This is a genomic window from Devosia ureilytica, from assembly GCF_024273195.1.
GTDB lineage: Bacteria > Pseudomonadota > Alphaproteobacteria > Rhizobiales > Devosiaceae > Devosia > Devosia ureilytica.
This window is the reverse complement of sequence record NZ_JAMZCU010000001.1, coordinates 519652-536440: the sequence shown is the minus strand read 5'-3', so window position 1 is coordinate 536440 and position 16789 is coordinate 519652. Positions and strand designations below refer to the sequence as shown.

13 protein-coding genes and 1 tRNA gene are annotated in these 16789 nt (G+C 61.4%); 9 read left to right on the top strand and 5 right to left on the bottom strand.

All coding sequences use genetic code 11. The annotated features are described in order from the left end of the window. Positions 1-185 precede the first annotated feature (185 nt). Positions 186-1076: a siderophore-interacting protein gene (locus tag NIM87_RS02580; protein WP_254673056.1), complete on the top strand. Its 891-nt coding sequence runs from the start codon at positions 186-188 to the stop codon at positions 1074-1076. Positions 1077-1105: 29 nt separating this feature from the next. Continuing rightward, complete coding sequence (locus NIM87_RS02575) at positions 1106-2173, top strand: carbohydrate kinase family protein (protein ID WP_254673055.1); 1068 nt, start codon at positions 1106-1108, stop codon at positions 2171-2173. Here the strand turns inward: NIM87_RS02575 and NIM87_RS02570 are convergent. Next, positions 2168-2244: transfer RNA gene (locus tag NIM87_RS02570), tRNA-Arg, on the bottom strand. The genes NIM87_RS02575 and NIM87_RS02570 overlap by 6 nt on opposite strands. A gap of 63 nt (positions 2245-2307) precedes the next feature. Here NIM87_RS02570 and NIM87_RS02565 point away from each other — a divergent pair. Together NIM87_RS02565 and prfB are read left to right on the top strand one after the other, a co-directional pair. Further along, positions 2308-2820: a peptide deformylase gene (locus NIM87_RS02565; protein ID WP_254673054.1), complete on the top strand. Its 513-nt coding sequence runs from the start codon at positions 2308-2310 to the stop codon at positions 2818-2820. Positions 2821-2870: 50 nt separating this feature from the next. Then, a protein-coding gene (gene prfB / locus NIM87_RS02560) for a peptide chain release factor 2 (RefSeq protein ID WP_254673053.1) occupies positions 2871-3993 on the top strand; the annotation gives its coding sequence in 2 pieces (ribosomal slippage) (positions 2871-2939 and positions 2941-3993; 1122 coding nt in all). Positions 3994-4161: 168 nt separating this feature from the next. On the opposite strand, the gene NIM87_RS02555 is transcribed toward prfB, so the two are convergent. Both NIM87_RS02555 and NIM87_RS02550 read right to left on the bottom strand, forming a co-directional pair. Next, entirely contained in the window at positions 4162-5298 is a 1137-nt protein-coding gene (locus NIM87_RS02555) for a M23 family metallopeptidase (protein WP_254673052.1), read from the bottom strand. A gap of 72 nt (positions 5299-5370) precedes the next feature. Continuing rightward, positions 5371-5859, bottom strand: coding sequence for a peroxiredoxin (locus NIM87_RS02550; protein ID WP_254673051.1), 489 nt, complete (start codon positions 5857-5859; stop codon positions 5371-5373). A gap of 207 nt (positions 5860-6066) precedes the next feature. On the opposite strand from NIM87_RS02550, the gene NIM87_RS02545 reads away from it, so the two are divergent. Next, complete coding sequence (locus tag NIM87_RS02545; RefSeq protein WP_254673050.1) at positions 6067-9489, top strand: AsmA-like C-terminal domain-containing protein; 3423 nt, start codon at positions 6067-6069, stop codon at positions 9487-9489. A gap of 49 nt (positions 9490-9538) precedes the next feature. Here the strand turns inward: NIM87_RS02545 and tyrS are convergent, their stop codons facing one another. Then, on the bottom strand, positions 9539-10783 hold the full coding sequence (gene tyrS / locus NIM87_RS02540; protein WP_254673049.1) for a tyrosine--tRNA ligase: 1245 nt from the start codon (positions 10781-10783) through the stop codon (positions 9539-9541). A gap of 161 nt (positions 10784-10944) precedes the next feature. Further along, positions 10945-11607, bottom strand: a complete 663-nt coding sequence (locus NIM87_RS02535) for an alpha/beta hydrolase (RefSeq protein ID WP_254673048.1) — start codon at positions 11605-11607, stop codon at positions 10945-10947. A gap of 284 nt (positions 11608-11891) precedes the next feature. Here NIM87_RS02535 and NIM87_RS02530 point away from each other — a divergent pair, with 284 nt between their 5' ends. From NIM87_RS02530 to sufD, 4 genes are all read left to right on the top strand, one after another. Further along, the gene (locus tag NIM87_RS02530) at positions 11892-13037 is read left to right on the top strand and encodes a cysteine desulfurase family protein (protein WP_254673047.1); all 1146 of its coding nucleotides are present in this window, start codon (positions 11892-11894) and stop codon (positions 13035-13037) included. A gap of 64 nt (positions 13038-13101) precedes the next feature. After that, positions 13102-14631 carry a Fe-S cluster assembly protein SufB gene (gene sufB / locus NIM87_RS02525; RefSeq protein ID WP_254673046.1) on the top strand — a complete coding sequence of 510 codons (1530 nt, stop codon included), beginning with the start codon at positions 13102-13104 and terminating at the stop codon, positions 14629-14631. A 118-nt stretch (positions 14632-14749) separates the two neighbouring features. Beyond that, positions 14750-15511: a Fe-S cluster assembly ATPase SufC gene (gene sufC / locus NIM87_RS02520; protein WP_254673045.1), complete on the top strand. Its 762-nt coding sequence runs from the start codon at positions 14750-14752 to the stop codon at positions 15509-15511. A gap of 3 nt (positions 15512-15514) precedes the next feature. After that, positions 15515-16726, top strand: a complete 1212-nt coding sequence (sufD, locus tag NIM87_RS02515; RefSeq protein ID WP_254673044.1) for a Fe-S cluster assembly protein SufD — start codon at positions 15515-15517, stop codon at positions 16724-16726. Positions 16727-16789 lie beyond the last annotated feature (63 nt).

Below are 16789 nucleotides of genomic sequence, written 5' to 3'. Positions count from 1 at the left end.
CCATATTTGTGCTTGTGGCGGAGACGCAGATCGGGCATTTGGTAACCGGATGTTTTTAGTCAAGTTATCATGCTCAAGCGGTACTTTTCCTTTCACGCGCCCCATAAGGGCCTCTTCGCCCTCGCGTTCAGCAGTGCCGTCATTTCCGGGCTACTTGCGCTGGCCCTTTCAACGCGGAGCGCGGCATGAATCAGGTCTTCTTTGAGGCGAAAGTGCTCGCTCGTCGCCCGCTGACCCCCGGCATGCTGCGCCTCACCTTCGGTGGCGCAGGCCTCGCGGACTTTCCTGGGTCAGGCACGCCGGACGAATATCTGCGGCTGTTCTTTCCAAATGAAACAACCGGCCGTTTGCATCTGCCCCACATCGACGATCAGGGCCGCTGGACCTATCCCGATGGTGGGCAAGGGGCGATCCGGTGCTCGACCTATACAGTTCGCAGTCATCGGCCTGAAACCAATGAGATCGACATCGACTTTGTCGTCCATGCAGGTGGTCTCGCCAGCGAATGGGCCCGGCGGACCAATCCCGGCGACGTGGTCACCGTCAATCGCCCGCACGGCCTCTACAGGCCGCCCGAGGATTGTGCCTGGCAATTGCTTGTCTGTGATGCCACAGGCCTTCCTGCCCTGTCGCGCATCCTCGAAACGACCCCGATGCACGTGCATTCGCGCGTCTTTGTCGAGATCGCGGCGCCTGAACACGAGCAGCCCCTGCCACCCCACCCCAATGCCACCGTGACCTGGCTGCACAGGAGTGGCAACGGCATCGCGCCGAGCCGCATGGCAGACGTGGTTCGCGCCGTGCCGCTGCCCGCGACGCCGGGCTATGTCTGGGTCGCCGGTGAGCAGAAGGCGGTGCGCGCCATCCGCAAATATGTACGGCAGGAGCTTAACTTGCCTGCCGACCGCTACGAACTGGTCGGATATTGGATTCACGAAGGTGAAGCCTGGGAGGCGAAGTGGGAAGCACTGCCAGCCGAGATCAAGACGGCTATCGAAGCTGGCTGGTCCTCCGGTCGTGACCGAGAGGTGGTGCGCGACGAATATGAGGCAACCCTTGAGAAGTTCGGGCTCTGAATTCACGGGCGGGCCGTCTTGTGTCCCGCATGATCTGGCGCTACCAGCGATCCATGGCAAGTCTTGGCTTTTTGGGGGCGATGAACCGCGACTTGGTCGTGCAGCACGCCGCCGTGCCCACGCTATCGAGTCTCGGCATTGACGCGGTTCCTCTGCTCGAGACAGCGGTTACAGATGCCACCGCCCAAGGAGGCGCCGAATTACTCGACGCTATGGGCGCTGCTGCCTATCTTGGCGGCTCCGCTTTCAATGCAGCCCGCGTCGCAGCGCTACTGAACGCTGATGACGCCCTCGACCTCGCCTTTTTCGGCATCGCGGGAACGGTCGGCATGCTGCATCCACACATTGATGCCCTCAAAGAATGGGATATCGACACTGCTGGCGTGACCAAAAGCCCACTGCCACCCGCGACCTGTCTCGCCATGGTCGAAGCCGCCGGCCGTACCCTGCTGACGGCCACCGGCGCAAATGCGGGTGTCATTGCTTGGCTCCGCCAGAACCAAACCGCGCTCGCGGCCTCGGTCGCGCGGTGCGATGTCATCCACATCACCTCATTTCTTGACCCAGAGGCGCCCACGGCCGTCGCAGATCTGCTCCAACAGGCCATCGCCTACAATCCGGCGCTTACGGTGTCACTGGACCCAGGCATGGCCTGGATCGGCCCTGGAGGTCCCGGCCTCGAAGGACTCCTGCGCCACACCCATGTGCTCCACCTGAACGCCGAAGAATATGCGCTGCTGTGCGGCGCATACAATGCGCCCGGGATCGGGACGAGGCTTGCCCCCAACTGGCTCATCGTGGCGCGCAGCCATAACGCGGTGACGCTCCATTCCTCGTCTCCCGACGGCCCGACCGAGCAACACTTGCCGTCTCAGCCGCTTCCTTCAGGGTTCACGGTGATCGACGCAACCGGGGCCGGGGATACCTTCTGCGGCGCCTTCCTATCGGCCTATTGCCGGCAGCCCGATCGGCCTCTGCACGCGGCAAGGCTGGGATTTGCGCTGGCGCGCCTCAAAATTGGAATAAACGGACCTCTGGTCCTGACCGACGCGGTTCGCGACACACTAGCTGCCCACAACCAGACGGTACGCTGGTGACCCCGGCGGGATTCGAACCCACGACCCCAGGATTAGGAATCCTGTGCTCTATCCTGCTGAGCTACGGGGCCAGCCATTGACCGAACTACCAGCAGGGGGCTGGACTTGCAAGATGGGCGAAAGGAATGCCGGCCATGAGCGATAGCGACAATCCATTTGTCATTTACCCCGACCCGCGCCTGCTCGAACCCGCCATGGCGCGCCCGGTTGATGCCGCGTTGTGCAGCATCGGCGCACGGCTACTTCAGGCAGGCCGCGAGGTTCAGGCCTATGGTCTGGCCGCCGTGCACATTGGTCACGTCGCGCCTGTTGTACTGGTCAGCGTCGCCGACCCGTCGCACCGCGACTACAGGCTTCTCTACAATCCGCGCATCCTCCAAACCGGCGGCGATGATGTCATTGGCAAGGAGGGCTCCGTATCCATGCCTGGCATTGAGATTGATGTCAGCCGTCCCAATGTAGTCAACGTCGGCTACGATGATGAACAGGGCCAACCGGCAACCCTCGACCTCACTGGCTTTGCAGCCCGCGTGGCGCAGCACGAAATCGACCAGGTCAATGGCATCTTCTTCCTCAGCCGCGTTTCGCGCCTCAAGCGCGAAGCGGCCATCAAGCGCTTTTCCAAGCTTGGGCGTCGCATGGGTTGATCCCCCCGGCCGGCTCCGTTAAACGGGACGCCACAAACCAAGGAAGAAAAATGCGTACGGAAATCGAAAAGACCGTCGCCGAAATCGAGCAGGTTCTGACCCTGCTGAGGAGGCATCTTTGACTGGGATACAGCACAACTCCGCCTCGACGCGCTGAACGCGCAAACCGAATCTCCCGATTTCTGGAACGACCCGGAAAAGGCGCGTGTCGCCATGCGCGAGCGCGACGAGCTTGACGTGGCCGTCAAAACGGTGCGCGAACTGGAATCAGGCATTAGCGACAATGTCGAGTTGATCGAACTGGGCGAAGCCGAGGGCGACGCCGATATCGTGCGCGACGCCGAGAATGCGCTGCTTGAGCTCAAGCAGACGGCGCGCCGCACCCAGATCGAAACCCTTCTGTCCGGCGAAGTCGACAGCAATGACTGCTATGTCGAAATCCACTCTGGCGCCGGTGGCACCGAGAGCCAGGATTGGGCTAACATGCTCTTGCGCATGTACACGCGCTGGGCCGAACGCCGGAAGTTCAAGGTCGAAGTGCTCGAAATGCACGATGGCGAAGAAGCCGGCATCAAATCGGCCACCGTGGTGATCAAGGGTCACAATGCTTACGGTTGGCTCAAGACCGAAAGCGGCGTGCACCGCCTGGTGCGCATCAGCCCCTATGACTCGGCAGCGCGCCGGCATACCAGCTTCTCCAGCTGCTGGGTCTACCCGGTCATCGACGATTCCATCGACATCGAGATCCGCGAAGCCGACCTCAAGGTCGACACCTATCGCGCCTCAGGCGCCGGCGGCCAGCACGTCAACACCACGGACTCGGCAATCCGCATCACCCACGTGCCCTCGGGCATCATCGTGGCCTGCCAGCAGGAGCGTAGCCAGCACAAGAACCGTGCGACGGCCATGGCCATGCTGAAATCCCGTCTCTACGAGATGGAGATGCAGAAACGCGAAGAGGCGGCCAACGCCCAGGCGGCCAGCAAGACCGACATCGGCTGGGGCCACCAGATCCGATCCTACGTGTTGCAGCCCTATCAGATGGTCAAGGATCTGAGGACCGGCGTCGAAAGCGGCCAACCGTCGGTCGTGCTTGATGGCGATCTGGACCAGTTCATGGAGGCCGCACTGGCGCAGCGCGTCGGCGTGGCCACCGACGTGGCGTCGGACTGATCGGGCCCCACCAAAATCAGAAAACCCGGCCATTGGCCGGGTTTTTTGTTAATTGGCATATTGCTCCAACATCCACGGCATCGCCCTCGGGCCTGACCCGGGGCCGCTCACCGCATCCGCGAGCCGTGAACAGGTTCGGTATCTGAATGCAGAATAGCCAAACCCAAGTTAGCCAAGCATCGCGATGATGCGCTTGCCTGTTTCGAGGAACGGCTTGGGGTCGAGGCTTGTGTCGGCGCGATGCACCTCGAAATGCAGATGCGGCCCGGTGGAGCGTCCCGTGGAGCCAACCTTGGCAATGGGCGTGCCGGTGAGCACTTTTTGACCCTTCTGAGCGATGTAGCCACTCAGATGCGCGTAGCGCGTCATGAGGCCGTTGCCGTGCTCGACTTCCACCACCTTGCCATAGCCAGAGCGCTCACCCACAAAACTCACGACGCCATCGGCGGCGCTCAACACCGATGTACCGGAGGGTGCCGCGAAATCGAGCCCCGAGTGAAAGGCGCGGTTCCCGGTGAACGGGTCCTTGCGATTGCCATAGCCTGAGCTCTGACGGAAATTACCGGTGATCGGCATGTGCACGGGCGCCAGCTCCAGGCTATCGCGTGCCGCCTTGTAGAGCATCAGCGCCTGCATCACGGCATTGGCGTCCTCAATCATGGGCGACGTGGCTGCTGCCCCCTCGTTGGCTGCCAGCAGCGGGCCGCCGACACCATCCAGCGGCGCAACCGGCAGGTTCAAGGCGATGCCGAGCTTGCTCAACTCGCTCACGATGTTTTCGGTGCGCTCAGAAGCAGCAACGGCAATGCCGGTCATCGCCTGCTGGGTCTCGGTCATCATCTGGGTGACGCTTGCCGAGGTTGCCGCCATGTCGGGATTGCCCGAATGCGTTGTCACCATGGACAGTTCCATGTCACCCGATACAGGCGTGGCAACCGCGGCAATGCCGAGCTGATCAGCCTTGGTTACCAGCGCGCGCACCAATTGGTGCTGTTCGAGCAGCACTTCCTGCTGTTGCGAGAGTTCTTGCAATTGCAGATTGATGTCGCCGGCCTGCGCATAATTGCGCGAGTGCAAGCGGTCGATTTCAACGCGCATCTGCGCCAGCCGGTCCTCATAGGCCGACAGCACCAGCTCGTTTTGCCCGCCCAGCAGCCGGGCGATGTCCGGCGCCATAAGCAGGCCGGTTGCCGAAATGGCATTGCCACCAAGCAGCAGCGCAAACATCCCGTAGAACAGGGCAGGGTGGACGCCGCGGCGACCGGGTTTTTGTCCCTGGCTTTCCAGTTTGGCTGACTGACGCAACGCCACGACCCCCGAAACACGCAAACTATGGTTATCGGAGTGTGGACGAGCTTGGTTAAGAAGCCGAAAACATCAGGCGGATTGCCCAGCTTTCACCAATTCTTCGAGGGCCGTCAGCACCTTGGCTGCATGTCCCTTGATGCGCGTGGCCCTTATGATCGCCGCGACGCGACCATCTGCGCCAATGATGAAGCTGGTCCGCACCAGGCCCATGAATTCTCGCCCGTAGAGCTTCTTCATCTGCCAAAGTCCAAAGGTCTCGATAGTCTGGCGCTCAGGGTCTGCCCCCAGCGGCACCACAAGCCCATATTTGGCCCGAAATTTCCGATGGCTCTCGAGTGTATCGGGGGACACGCCCACCAGGATAGCGTTTTGAGCCGCAAAGGCCTCGGCCAGCGCCGAAAACTCCTGGTTCTCGTCAACGCAGCCGCCCGAGTCGTCCTCAGGGTAAAAGAACAGCACCGCTGGCCTGCCCGTGAGGTCGGCTTTGGTGAGCACCGTGTTATCGTCGCGTGCGAGCGAAAAGTCGGGTGCTGGGTCGCCGGGTTTGAGATGGGTCATCGCTGTTCCTGGGTTGAGCCTTGAATAGAGGGTGTCAGCGTCACATTCCAGCCGGTATCATCATCCAATGGACCGCCTTGGGCGGATGATTCTGATCGTGGCAGGGGCCCATCTTACCTGCCAATCATCGGCGTGGCGGCAGTGAACGAAACGACAAGTCCAACACCTTCACCAGAGATACCGCCGTCTCCGCCCGCGCGGTCCGTAATGGCCCGGTTCAGGCGAATTGCGATCTGGGCTCTTGGGGTGCCCAGCCTGGTGATGCTGGTGCTCTATGTCGTGATGCTGATCACCCCAATTCGAATCCCCTTCACCGGCCAGGCGATCCGCTCGTTCGTGCAGAATTTCGTCCCTGAAACGGCGGACCTGCAGATGGGCGATATGGCGCTGGCGCTGGAAAATGGCATTTGGCCCGTCATCCAGTTTGCACCCGTCGCCTTTACGGACAGCAAGTCCGGCGCCCAGATCAAGATGGAGGCGCTTGAAGTAGGGTTCTCGCCGGCGCGCGCGCTATTCGGCCAGCCGGGCACGACCATCACGATTGTCGGTCCCCATGTACAGATTGTTCAGGACCTTTATGGACCGCGGCCGGGCAGGCTGGAGATCGTGGAAGATCCATCCGGCGGCCCCGCCACAGTCCGGGTGCTGGAGGGTGCAGACGCCTTCCCTGCCGCCGCAATTTCGTCTGAAGGCATTGCGTTCGATCTCGGCACGGCGCCGCCCATGCGCTCGGACAATGACTGGTTGATCTACAATCTGGAAGCCAGCGAGCTGGCCATTGCCGATCTGGTTGAACAGACCGAACAAGGACGTTTCTCACGCCTGATCGTGCGGGATGGCCGCATCGACATGGCCGATCCCCTCTATGGGCTGTTTCGCCAGTTCAAGGCGGTCTCTCTCGAAATCGGTCCCGTGCCGGGTGAGCAGCGGGTCACCGGCGAATTCAGTGCGCTCATCGGCGCACAGACTGTTGTGGGCTCCATTGAACGCTCGCTCGATCCCGATGGCACCCGCCGCCTCCAGGCCGATGTTACCAACCTCGATTTCTCTGCCTTCGTGCCATTTATCGACGACCGCGACAGTCTTGCCGCAATGCGTGGAGCGGGCGCCGTCTCGGTGGACGTGACCTTCACCCCCGACGAAGGCAAGATCATTGGCGGCGCGTTTAAGCTGGACCTGACCGGCCTCGACCTGCGGTTGGCCGATGATTATTTTCCGGTCGCCAGTTCAATTCTGGACGTGACCTGGCAGCCCAAGCTAGGCCAGTTCCAACTGGCTGAGGGGGCTCTGCGGATCGGGAAAAGCAGCGCCCAGGTTGCAGGCGTGTTTGCACTCGGCCTGGACCCAACCTATGGCCCTACCATCGGCATGTCTTTGAACGCCCGCGACGTCGCCATTCACCCCGACGACATGAACGCTCCCGCGGCGCCGTTTGACACGGTGGAGTTCTCCGGCTGGTCAACCCCGCTCTATGGAGCCGTCGGCATAGACCGCCTGACGGCGCGGCGGGGAGATGCCGTCGTTGAAACGGCTGGCCGGATGGACCTGCTCCAGACCGGCATCGGCCTCGACATGACCATCGCCGGGCAGGGCGTGTCCGCCGACGATTTCAAGCGTCTCTGGCCTTACATCATGGGTGGCGAAAGCCGTGACTGGTTCGTTGCCAATGTCACCGAAGGCCGGGTCAAGGACGCGCGCATGCGGTTCCAGTTTCCCGTGGGCACGCTGGCCATTGGCGATGAGGCCGTGCCGATTCCTGAAAACAGCATGCAGATCGAGATTGTCGGGGAGGGCGTGGCGATCAAGCCGACCGCGGAGATGTCGGCCATTGTCATTTCCGGCGAGACTCGTTTGCGGGTCGACGACGAAAATGTCTCGATTTCCGGCGGCGGTGGGACCCTGGACACCGATGGTGGTGCCATTCAGGTCACGAGTCCTGCCCTCGTCATGGACAATTCGGTGCCGGGTGAAAGCATCGTGGAAATCTCGGGCGACCTCAACGCCCCCATTCCGGCGTTGCTCGCTCTTATCGAGCAGCAGCAACCCGACGCCATTTCCAACGCCAACCTGCCCATCGATCTGCAAAGCCTCAAGGGAACGGTGGATCTGGGTCTGGTGGCCACCATTGCCCTCGGCGACGAAGCGACGGGCCGGGAGATGGACATCGATTACGTGGTCAATGGCCAGGTCGAGGATTTCGCCAGTGCCGAACCCATCCAGGGCCGCAGCATTGGCGATGGGCAATTGTCTTTCTCGGCCTCCCAGGACGGCTACCAGCTCGGCGGCACCGCAACCATCGATGGCATGGATGCCGAAATATCGGTGGAAGGCGCCATGGGGTCAGATCCGGTTTTTCGCTTGCAATCCACCATCGCCGTCGCCGACCTTGCAGACATGGGCTTTGACGCCTCCGAATTTCTCAGCGGGCAGGTGCAATTCGTCGCGCAGCCGCTAGCGGAAGGCGCGCTCCACATGACTGTGGACCTCAAGGACGCCGCACTGACAATTCGCGATCTCGGCATTTCCAAGCCTGTTGGCACGCCCGGTCTGCTGACCGCCATCATCCGGCCGGATGGGGATGTGACCCATCTCGAGGATATTGCGCTTTCCTTCGGCAATGTCCGTCTCAATGGCCTGATCGACTATCACGCCACTGACGGCCTGGTGGCAGCGAACTTCACCAACTTCGCCCTGAGCCCGGGCGATAGCGCGACCGTCGATCTCACCCCCATCCAGGGCGGTTTTGCCGTCCGCGTCCGCGGGGCGCAACTGGACTTGAAACCGGTGCTCAGCCGTTTCTTCAGCCTCGCCCAGGGCAGCGGCGGCGTCCAATCGACCCAGTTCGACCAGTCGCTTTCCCTCGACATCGAGCTCGACCGGGCCATTGGCTACTATGCCACCACCGCCTTCAATCTCGATCTCGACATGGCGCTACGTGGCATGAATCTCACCCGCGTGGCCCTTGCTGCGCAGTTTGATGAAGGCAATGCCATTTCCATCACCACCAATCCGGCCCCGAACGGTCGGACGCTCTCCATGGCCTTCAACGACGCCGGCACCGTGTTGCGCCTGCTCGGTATCTATTCGCAACTGGCAGGCGGAGCGGGCAGCCTGGTCATGACAACCGACCGATCAATCGATGCTGAAGCCGGTCGGCTGGTGCTGCGCAATTTCGCCATCGTGGACGAAGGCAATGTCGTCCAGGTCCTGGGCAATCACACTGATTCCCGCGCTGCCATTGCCTCCAGAAATCGCCTCGACTTCCGCGCCGGCGAGGTCGATTTCGTCCGCCGCAGTGACCGCGTCGAAGTTACGGATGCGGTTCTGGCCGGTGATACTGTCGGTGGCACCATGCGCGGCTTCATCTACACAGACCGCCGCCAATACGACTTGACCGGCACCTATGTGCCGCTGTTCGGTCTCAACAATATCTTTCAGCAACTCCCGATCCTGGGGCCGCTGCTCGGTGGTCGCGACGGCGAGGGTTTGGTCGGCGTGACTTTCGCGGTGCGTGGCCCGCTTGATAATCCACAATTCCTGGTCAATCCGCTGTCGCTCCTGGCGCCCGGCATTTTCCGCGAAATGTTCGAGTTCCGCGCGCGCGAACTGCCGCCGGCCCCCGCGCAATAAAAAAGGCACCGCCTTTGGCGATGCCTCATGCTCAGGTTCCGATCGCTGATCAGACCGGCTTGATCAGCGCGTGGCGCTTCTTGCCCACTGAAAGCTTGATCACCCCTTCGGACAGCAGGGCATTGTCGCCAAGGTTCAGCTTGTCGTCGTCGATGACGGCGTCATTGACCCGCACCGCACCGGAGGCCACATGCCTGCGCGCCTCGCCATTGGATGCGGCAAGCCCCGCCTTAACCAGTGCATTGAGCACCCCGATGCCCGCTGCCAGCTCGGCATGCGTCACCTCGGCGGTCGGCAGGGACAGATCCAGCCTGCCAGTCTCGAACGTCGCCCGCGCCGTTTCAGCGGCACCTTCAGCAGCCTCGCGACCACGGAGCATCGCCGTCACTTCCGTCGCCAGGCGCTTCTTGGCCTCATTGATATCATCGCCCACGATGCGCGCGATCTCATCAAGCGGCAGCGTCGTGTAGAGTTTAAGGAAGCGCTCGACGTCGGCGTCCTCGGTGTTGCGCCAATACTGCCAGAAATCATAAGCGGACAGCATGTCCTCGTTGAGCCAGATGGCGCCATTGAGCGACTTGCCCATCTTGGCGCCCGACGCCGTGGTCAGCAGCGGCGAGGTCAGTGCGTACAGCTGCGGCGTCCCCATGCGGTGGCCCAGGTCAATACCATTGACGATATTGCCCCACTGGTCGGAACCGCCCATCTGCAACGTCACGCCATAGCGCTTGTTCAACTCTACGAAATCGAAGGCCTGCAGGATCATGTAGTTGAACTCGAGGAAGCTCAGCGATTGCTCGCGATCCAGCCGTTGCTTGACCGAGTCAAAGCTCAGCATCCGGTTGACCGAGAAATGCTGGCCGACGTCGCGCAGGAATTCGAGGTAGTTGAGCGGCATCAGCCACTCGGCGTTGTTAAGCATCAGGCTGTCCTTCGGCCCATCGCCGAAAGTCAGATAATTGGCGAAGACCTGCTTGATGCCGTCGATATTGGCCTGGATGGTGTCCGTGGTCATCAACTTGCGCGCCTCGTCCTTGAACGAGGGATCGCCCACCATGCCGGTGCCGCCACCCATGAGGGCCACAGCGCGATGGCCGGTTTTCTCCAGCCAGTGCAGCATCATGATCTGGATAAGGCTTCCCACATGCAGCGACGAGGCTGTGGGGTCAAAGCCGATATAGGCGGTGACCGTCTCGGTGGCGAAGAGCTTGTCCAGCCCCGCGTCATCGGAGGTCTGGTGGATGAAGCCGCGCTCCGAAAGTGTGCGCAGGAAGTCGGATTTGAAAGTGGTCATCTTAGTGCGATCCAGGTGTCGCCCGACCCACAGGGTCATTCCCGCAATGGCGGGATCCCCTGTTTGTGGGCGTCGGTAAAGAACGGCACATTCTATTTTTGCCGGAGGTCATCCGGCGGGAATGTCCCGTGGGTGAGGACGATCGCCTCTTGCGCCCCAGATTAGCGCCCGCCGCCGTCCGCGATCTCCTGACGGCGACGGTCGAGATACTCGGCACAGGCGCTCGTCAATTCATCGATCTTGCCCTCGTAGAAGTGGTTGGCCCCTTCCACGATCTGCTGCTCGATGGTGATGCCCTTCTGGGTCTTGAGCTTGTCGACCAGCTTCTGAACCGACGTGGGCGGGGCGACGCGGTCCTTGTCGCCATGGATGATCAGGCCCGAAGACGGGCAGGGGGCCAGGAACGAGAAGTCGTATAGATTTTCCGGCGGCGATACCGAAATGAAGCCCTCCACCTCGGGGCGGCGCATCAGCAGCTGCATGCCGATCCAGGCGCCAAAGGAGAAGCCGGCGATCCAGCAGCCGCGCGACTCGCGGTTGATGATCTGCAGCCAATCGAGTGCCGCTGCGGCGTCCGAAAGCTCACCAATGCCGTGGTCGAACACCCCCTGGCTGCGCCCCACGCCACGCGAATTGAAGCGTAGAACGGAAAAGCCGCGCTCGGCGAACATATAGAAGAGATTGTAGACGATCTGGTTGTTCATCGTCCCGCCAAACTGCGGGTGGGGGTGCAGCACGATGGCGATGGGAGCATTTGGCTCCTTGCCTGGCTGGTACCGGCCTTCCAGACGCCCTTCCGGGCCATTGAAGATCACTTCTGGCATATGATTGTTCCGGCCTTTTCTGGCTCTGTCCGTTTGGTGTTCCGCCAGCCTGGAAAGGGCGCTCACGGCTTGACTAAGCGTGGGCCGCTCCCTAAAACATGGGTCCGAAACACCAGTTTAGAATTATTCGAAACTCGGTTTTTGGGCCGTCATGCGGCCCATTGGAGCGCCCCTTGTAATGAAGTTGGGCGTAAAATTTCAAGAAGTGTTTGGTGGCGGGGTCGCGGAAGCGTCCTGCGGCAGGCATGGAAGCTATATTGGCCACGGTTGGCCCGGAAGGCGCAATGACGAGAGAGACGGTCTATCTCGATCACAATGCAGCGTCCCCGCTTCGTCCTGAAGCGCGGGCGGCGCTGCTTGCCGGCCTTGAATTGACCGGCAATCCGTCCTCCGTTCACGCCCATGGGCGCGCTCTGCGCAATCTCATCGAGACCGGCCGCCAGCAGGTTGCGCGGCTTGCCGGCGCCGAGCCCAAGCAGGTGGTTTTCACCGGCTCGGCTACCGAGGCGATCACCCAGGCCATTGTGGGCGGCGCTAAGGCGTTTGCAGCAGGCGCCGTCGCCTTCAGTGCGGGGGAGCACGCCGCAGTTGGCAAAGCGGCCGAGGCCACGGGCCTGCCACACTGGACAATCGGTCTGGACGCAGACGGTCGCATTGATCTCGATCAACTCGCCGCTGTTTTGCGTCGCGCCGACGACGAGAATGTCGCGCTGCTGGTGGCTGTCCACTGGGTCAACAATGAAACGGGCGTCGTCCAGCCAATCGAGCGGATCAACGCCTTGGTTGGCCCGACACGTCACACCCTGTTCGTCGACGCGGTCCAGGCTTTGGGCAAGCTCCCTCTGGAATTTGCCGCCTCGGCACCCGACATGATGGCAGTGAGTGGTCACAAGATTGGCGCTCCTGCTGGCATTGGGGCCCTGCTGGTCAAGGCGCATGCGGACGTTGTTCGCCTGATCCCAGGCGGCGGCCAGGAGCAGGGCCGACGTGGTGGCACGGAATCGGCGGCCCTGATCGCAGCGTTTGGCGCGGCAGCTGACGCCACTCACTATGACAACGCGACGATGTCGGCCATGACCGCCGCCCTCGAAGCCGGCTTGAAGCATCTCGCGCCCGGCACTGTCGTTTTCGGCGAACACGCCTCGCGTATCGGCAATGTTACCAATTTTGCCGTGCCCGGCCTCGGCAATGCCACGGCCATGATGGCGCTGGACCTCATGGGCCTGTCGGTCTCTTCGGGTTCGGCTTGCTCATCTGGCAAGGTCGGCGCCAGCCATGTGTTGGCCGCCATGGGCGTGCCCCGGGATCTGGCCAATTGCGCCTTGCGTGTCAGCTTTGGCTGGAATTCCACCCCGACCGACGTGGATGCGTTCCTCGCCGGTTTTGAAACACTTCTTTCCCGCCAGAAGCGGGGAGGGAAAGCGGCCTGACCGCCAGACTAGTTTTCGTTCACGACGGCCTTGAACCGTCGAGGGACTTTGAAGGAGAAGCCGTATGGCGGACTACGATATTCCGACCCTCAAGGAAGAAATCGACCGGGAAACCGTTGAGCAGGTGCTCGCCCTCGACGTCGACAAGTACAAATACGGCTTTGAAACCGACATTGAATCCGACGTTGCGGCCGTGGGCCTAAGCGAAGACACCATCCGCTTCATCTCCGCCAAGAAGGAAGAACCGGAATGGATGCTGGAATGGCGTCTTGAGGCTTTCCGCCGCTGGCTGACCATGGACGAGCCCAATTGGGCCAAGGTCCACTATCCCAAGATCGACTTCCAGAACATCAGCTACTACGCGGCGCCAAAGTCCTTCAAAGGCCCCAAGAGCCTTGACGAGGTCGATCCCGAACTGCTCCGCACCTATGAGAAGCTTGGCATTCCGCTCAAGGAACAGGCGATCCTGGCTGGCGTCGAAGGCGCTGCCGAATCCGTTGGCACCCCTTTTGGCGCCAATGTCGCGGTTGACGCAGTCTTCGATTCCGTTTCGGTCGTGACGACCTTCCGCGCCGAGTTGGCCAAGCAGGGCATTATCTTCTGCTCGATCTCCGAGGCGATCCGCGAATATCCTGAGCTGGTTCAGAAATATCTCGGCTCGGTCGTACCGGTTTCGGACAACTACTACGCCACGCTCAATTGCGCCGTCTTCACGGATGGGTCCTTCGTTTATATCCCCAAGGGCGTCCGCTGCCCGATGGAGCTGTCGACCTATTTCCGCATCAACGAGAAGAAGACCGGGCAGTTCGAGCGCACGCTGATCATCGCCGACGACGACAGTTACGTTTCCTATCTCGAAGGCTGCACCGCCCCGATGCGCGACGAGCACCAGTTGCACGCCGCCGTGGTGGAGCTGGTTGCCCTCGACAATGCCGAGATCAAGTATTCTACCGTCCAGAACTGGTATCCGGGCGACAAGAACGGCAAGGGCGGTATCTACAATTTCGTCACCAAGCGCGGCGATTGCCGCGGCGTCAATTCGCACATTTCCTGGACCCAGGTGGAAACCGGCTCGGCCATCACCTGGAAATACCCCAGCTGCATTCTGCGCGGCGACGGTTCGCGTGGCGAATTCTACTCTATCGCCATTTCCAACGGCTATCAGCAGGTGGATAGCGGCACCAAGATGATCCATCTGGGCAAGAACACGTCCAGCCGCATCATCTCCAAAGGTATTGCCGCCGGCTTCTCGGACAATACCTACCGCGGTCAGGTCTCGGCCCACGCCAAGGCCAAGAACGCCCGCAATTTCACCCAGTGCGACTCGCTGCTTATCGGCGACAAGTGCGGCGCCCACACGGTTCCCTATATCGAGAGCCGCAATGGCACGGCCGTGTTCGAGCATGAAGCCACCACGTCCAAGATTTCCGACGACCAGATGTTCTATTGCCAGCAGCGGGGCCTCTCCGACGAGGAAGCCGTGGCGCTGATCGTGAACGGCTTCGTCCGCGACGTGCTGCAGCATCTGCCCATGGAATTCATGGTCGAAACCCAGAAGCTGATCTCGATCAGCCTCGAAGGCAGCGTGGGCTAGTCCTCGAAACCGCAACTTGCTCCCACCTCTCCCTCTGGGGGAGAGGTCGCCGAAGGGCGGGTGAGGGAGCCTTACTCAGATCACCGGCGCCGGAATGGCAGCCGAACCGGAGCTAAAAATGACCACTCCCGTTCTTGAAATCCGCAATCTCCATGCCCGCATCGAGGACCGCGAAATCCTCAAGGGTGTCAATCTCATCATCCCGCCCGGCGAGGTCCATGCAATCATGGGACGCAATGGTTCGGGCAAGTCGACGCTGAGCTATGTCCTGGCCGGTAAGGAAGATTACGAAATCACCGAAGGCGAAGTCCTGCTCAACGGCGAGAACATTCTTGAACTGGGTCCCGACGAACGCGCCGCCGCTGGTCTGTTCCTCGCCTTCCAGTATCCCATCGAAATTCCTGGCGTCGCCACCATGACCTTCCTCAAGGCGGCCCTCAATGCCCAGCGCAAGGCGCGTGGCGAAGAAGAGTTGAAGACCCCCGATTTCATGCGCCTGGTCAAGGAAGCTGGCAGCCAGCTCAATATCGACAGCGATATGCTCAAGCGCCCACTCAATGTCGGTTTCTCCGGTGGCGAAAAGAAGCGCGCTGAAATCATGCAGATGGCACTGCTCAAGCCATCTCTGGCCGTTCTGGATGAAACGGATTCCGGTCTGGACATCGATGCGCTTCAGGTTGTCTCCAAGGGCGTCAACGCCCTGCGCGATGGCCAGCGCTCCATGCTGGTGATCACCCACTATCAGCGCCTACTGAATCACATTGTGCCCGACGTGGTGCATGTGTTCTCCGATGGCCGCATCGTCGAGAGTGGCGACAAGGACCTGGCGTTGAAGCTCGAAGCTGAAGGCTATGCCAATTACGGTGGGGAGGCCGCCTGATCCATGCGCGCCAATTTCCCAGTCCGCCTCGGTCCGGCCGAGGACACTCTCATTGCCCAGCTCAAGGCTGCCGGCGCCGATCAGGCCGCTGAGCGCATAACCGTTGCCGGCCTGCCGACCCGTCGCGTCGAGAGTTATCACTACACTGACCTCAAGACCCTGCTGCGGACCATCCCGCCGCTGGCGACTGCCGCCAATGAAGCCAGCGCTCCGGCCCTGCGCATTCCGGGCGCCTACAATCTGATGATCGCCAACGGCGCCATCCAGAATGCCTCGACGGCCCCGGCGGGTATCATCGTCGGCAGGACGCAGGGCGGCGTTCTGACCACGCGCGACGATGTTCTGGTGCATGTCAACAATGCGCTGTCCGGCGAGGCGCTGACCCTGACCCTTGAGAGCTCTGTCGATCCGGTCATCCAGATTGAGCGGCGCATCGAGGGCGAGGCTGCCCACGTTGCTGACGCCCTGAAGGTTTTCCTTGCCGATGGCGCAACCGCCACCATCATCGAAACCTTCTCGGGCTCCGATGCCGCCCACGTTGGCAATCACGCGACCTATATCGCCCTCGGCAAGGATGCTGTGCTCACCCACATCACTCTGGACCTGAGCGCCCGCGCCACTTCACATTTCGCCACCAATGAGTACCATCTTGCTGATGGTGCCAAGCTACGCACCCTGATTATCCACCTTGGCTCGGGTCTGGCTCGCACCAATGTGTTTCCGCGCATGGATGGCGCCGGTGCCCATGCCGACGTGACCGGGCTCAACCTTGTGTCTGATGGCCAGCACGCTGACATCACCATGGAAACCCTGCACGCGGTGCCGCACACCTCTTCGCAGCCGCTGTTCAAGTCGATCAGCCGGGGTCGCTCCAAGGCCGTGGTACAGGGCAAGCTGGTGGTCGCCCGCGACGCCCAAAAAACTGATGCCAAGTTCATGCATCAGGGCCTGATGCTATCCGACGAGGCCGAAATCCTCTCCAAGCCGGAGCTGGAAATCTACGCTGACGACGTCGTCTGCGGTCACGGCTCGACCTGCGGCAAACTCGATGAGGATAGTTTGTTCTACCTCCTCAGCCGCGGCATTCCCAAGGCCGAGGCCGAAACCATGCTGGTCCGCGGCTTCATCGCCGAACTTCTCGATCCGGTCGAGGACGCCGAACTCAACGAAGCCCTGCAAGGCGTCGTCGACGGCTGGCTGCTGGGCGGAATGTAAGCGAAAAAGCCTCTTCACCTCTCCCTTCGGGGGAGAGGTCGGTGCGCAGCGCCGGGTGAGGGG

Coding starts and splice junctions, on each gene's coding strand:
- sufC (WP_254673045.1), top strand. CDS start 14,750: ATGACCACTCCCGTTCTTGAAATCCGCAATCTCCATGCCCGCATCGAG.
- sufD (WP_254673044.1), top strand. CDS start 15,515: ATGCGCGCCAATTTCCCAGTCCGCCTCGGTCCGGCCGAGGACACTCTC.
- tyrS (WP_254673049.1), bottom strand. CDS start 10,783: ATGACCACTTTCAAATCCGACTTCCTGCGCACACTTTCGGAGCGCGGC.
- NIM87_RS02575 (WP_254673055.1), top strand. CDS start 1,106: ATGATCTGGCGCTACCAGCGATCCATGGCAAGTCTTGGCTTTTTGGGG.
- sufB (WP_254673046.1), top strand. CDS start 13,102: ATGGCGGACTACGATATTCCGACCCTCAAGGAAGAAATCGACCGGGAA.
- NIM87_RS02580 (WP_254673056.1), top strand. CDS start 186: ATGAATCAGGTCTTCTTTGAGGCGAAAGTGCTCGCTCGTCGCCCGCTG.
- NIM87_RS02530 (WP_254673047.1), top strand. CDS start 11,892: ATGACGAGAGAGACGGTCTATCTCGATCACAATGCAGCGTCCCCGCTT.
- NIM87_RS02545 (WP_254673050.1), top strand. CDS start 6,067: ATGGCCCGGTTCAGGCGAATTGCGATCTGGGCTCTTGGGGTGCCCAGC.
- NIM87_RS02565 (WP_254673054.1), top strand. CDS start 2,308: ATGAGCGATAGCGACAATCCATTTGTCATTTACCCCGACCCGCGCCTG.
- NIM87_RS02550 (WP_254673051.1), bottom strand. CDS start 5,859: ATGACCCATCTCAAACCCGGCGACCCAGCACCCGACTTTTCGCTCGCA.
- NIM87_RS02535 (WP_254673048.1), bottom strand. CDS start 11,607: ATGCCAGAAGTGATCTTCAATGGCCCGGAAGGGCGTCTGGAAGGCCGG.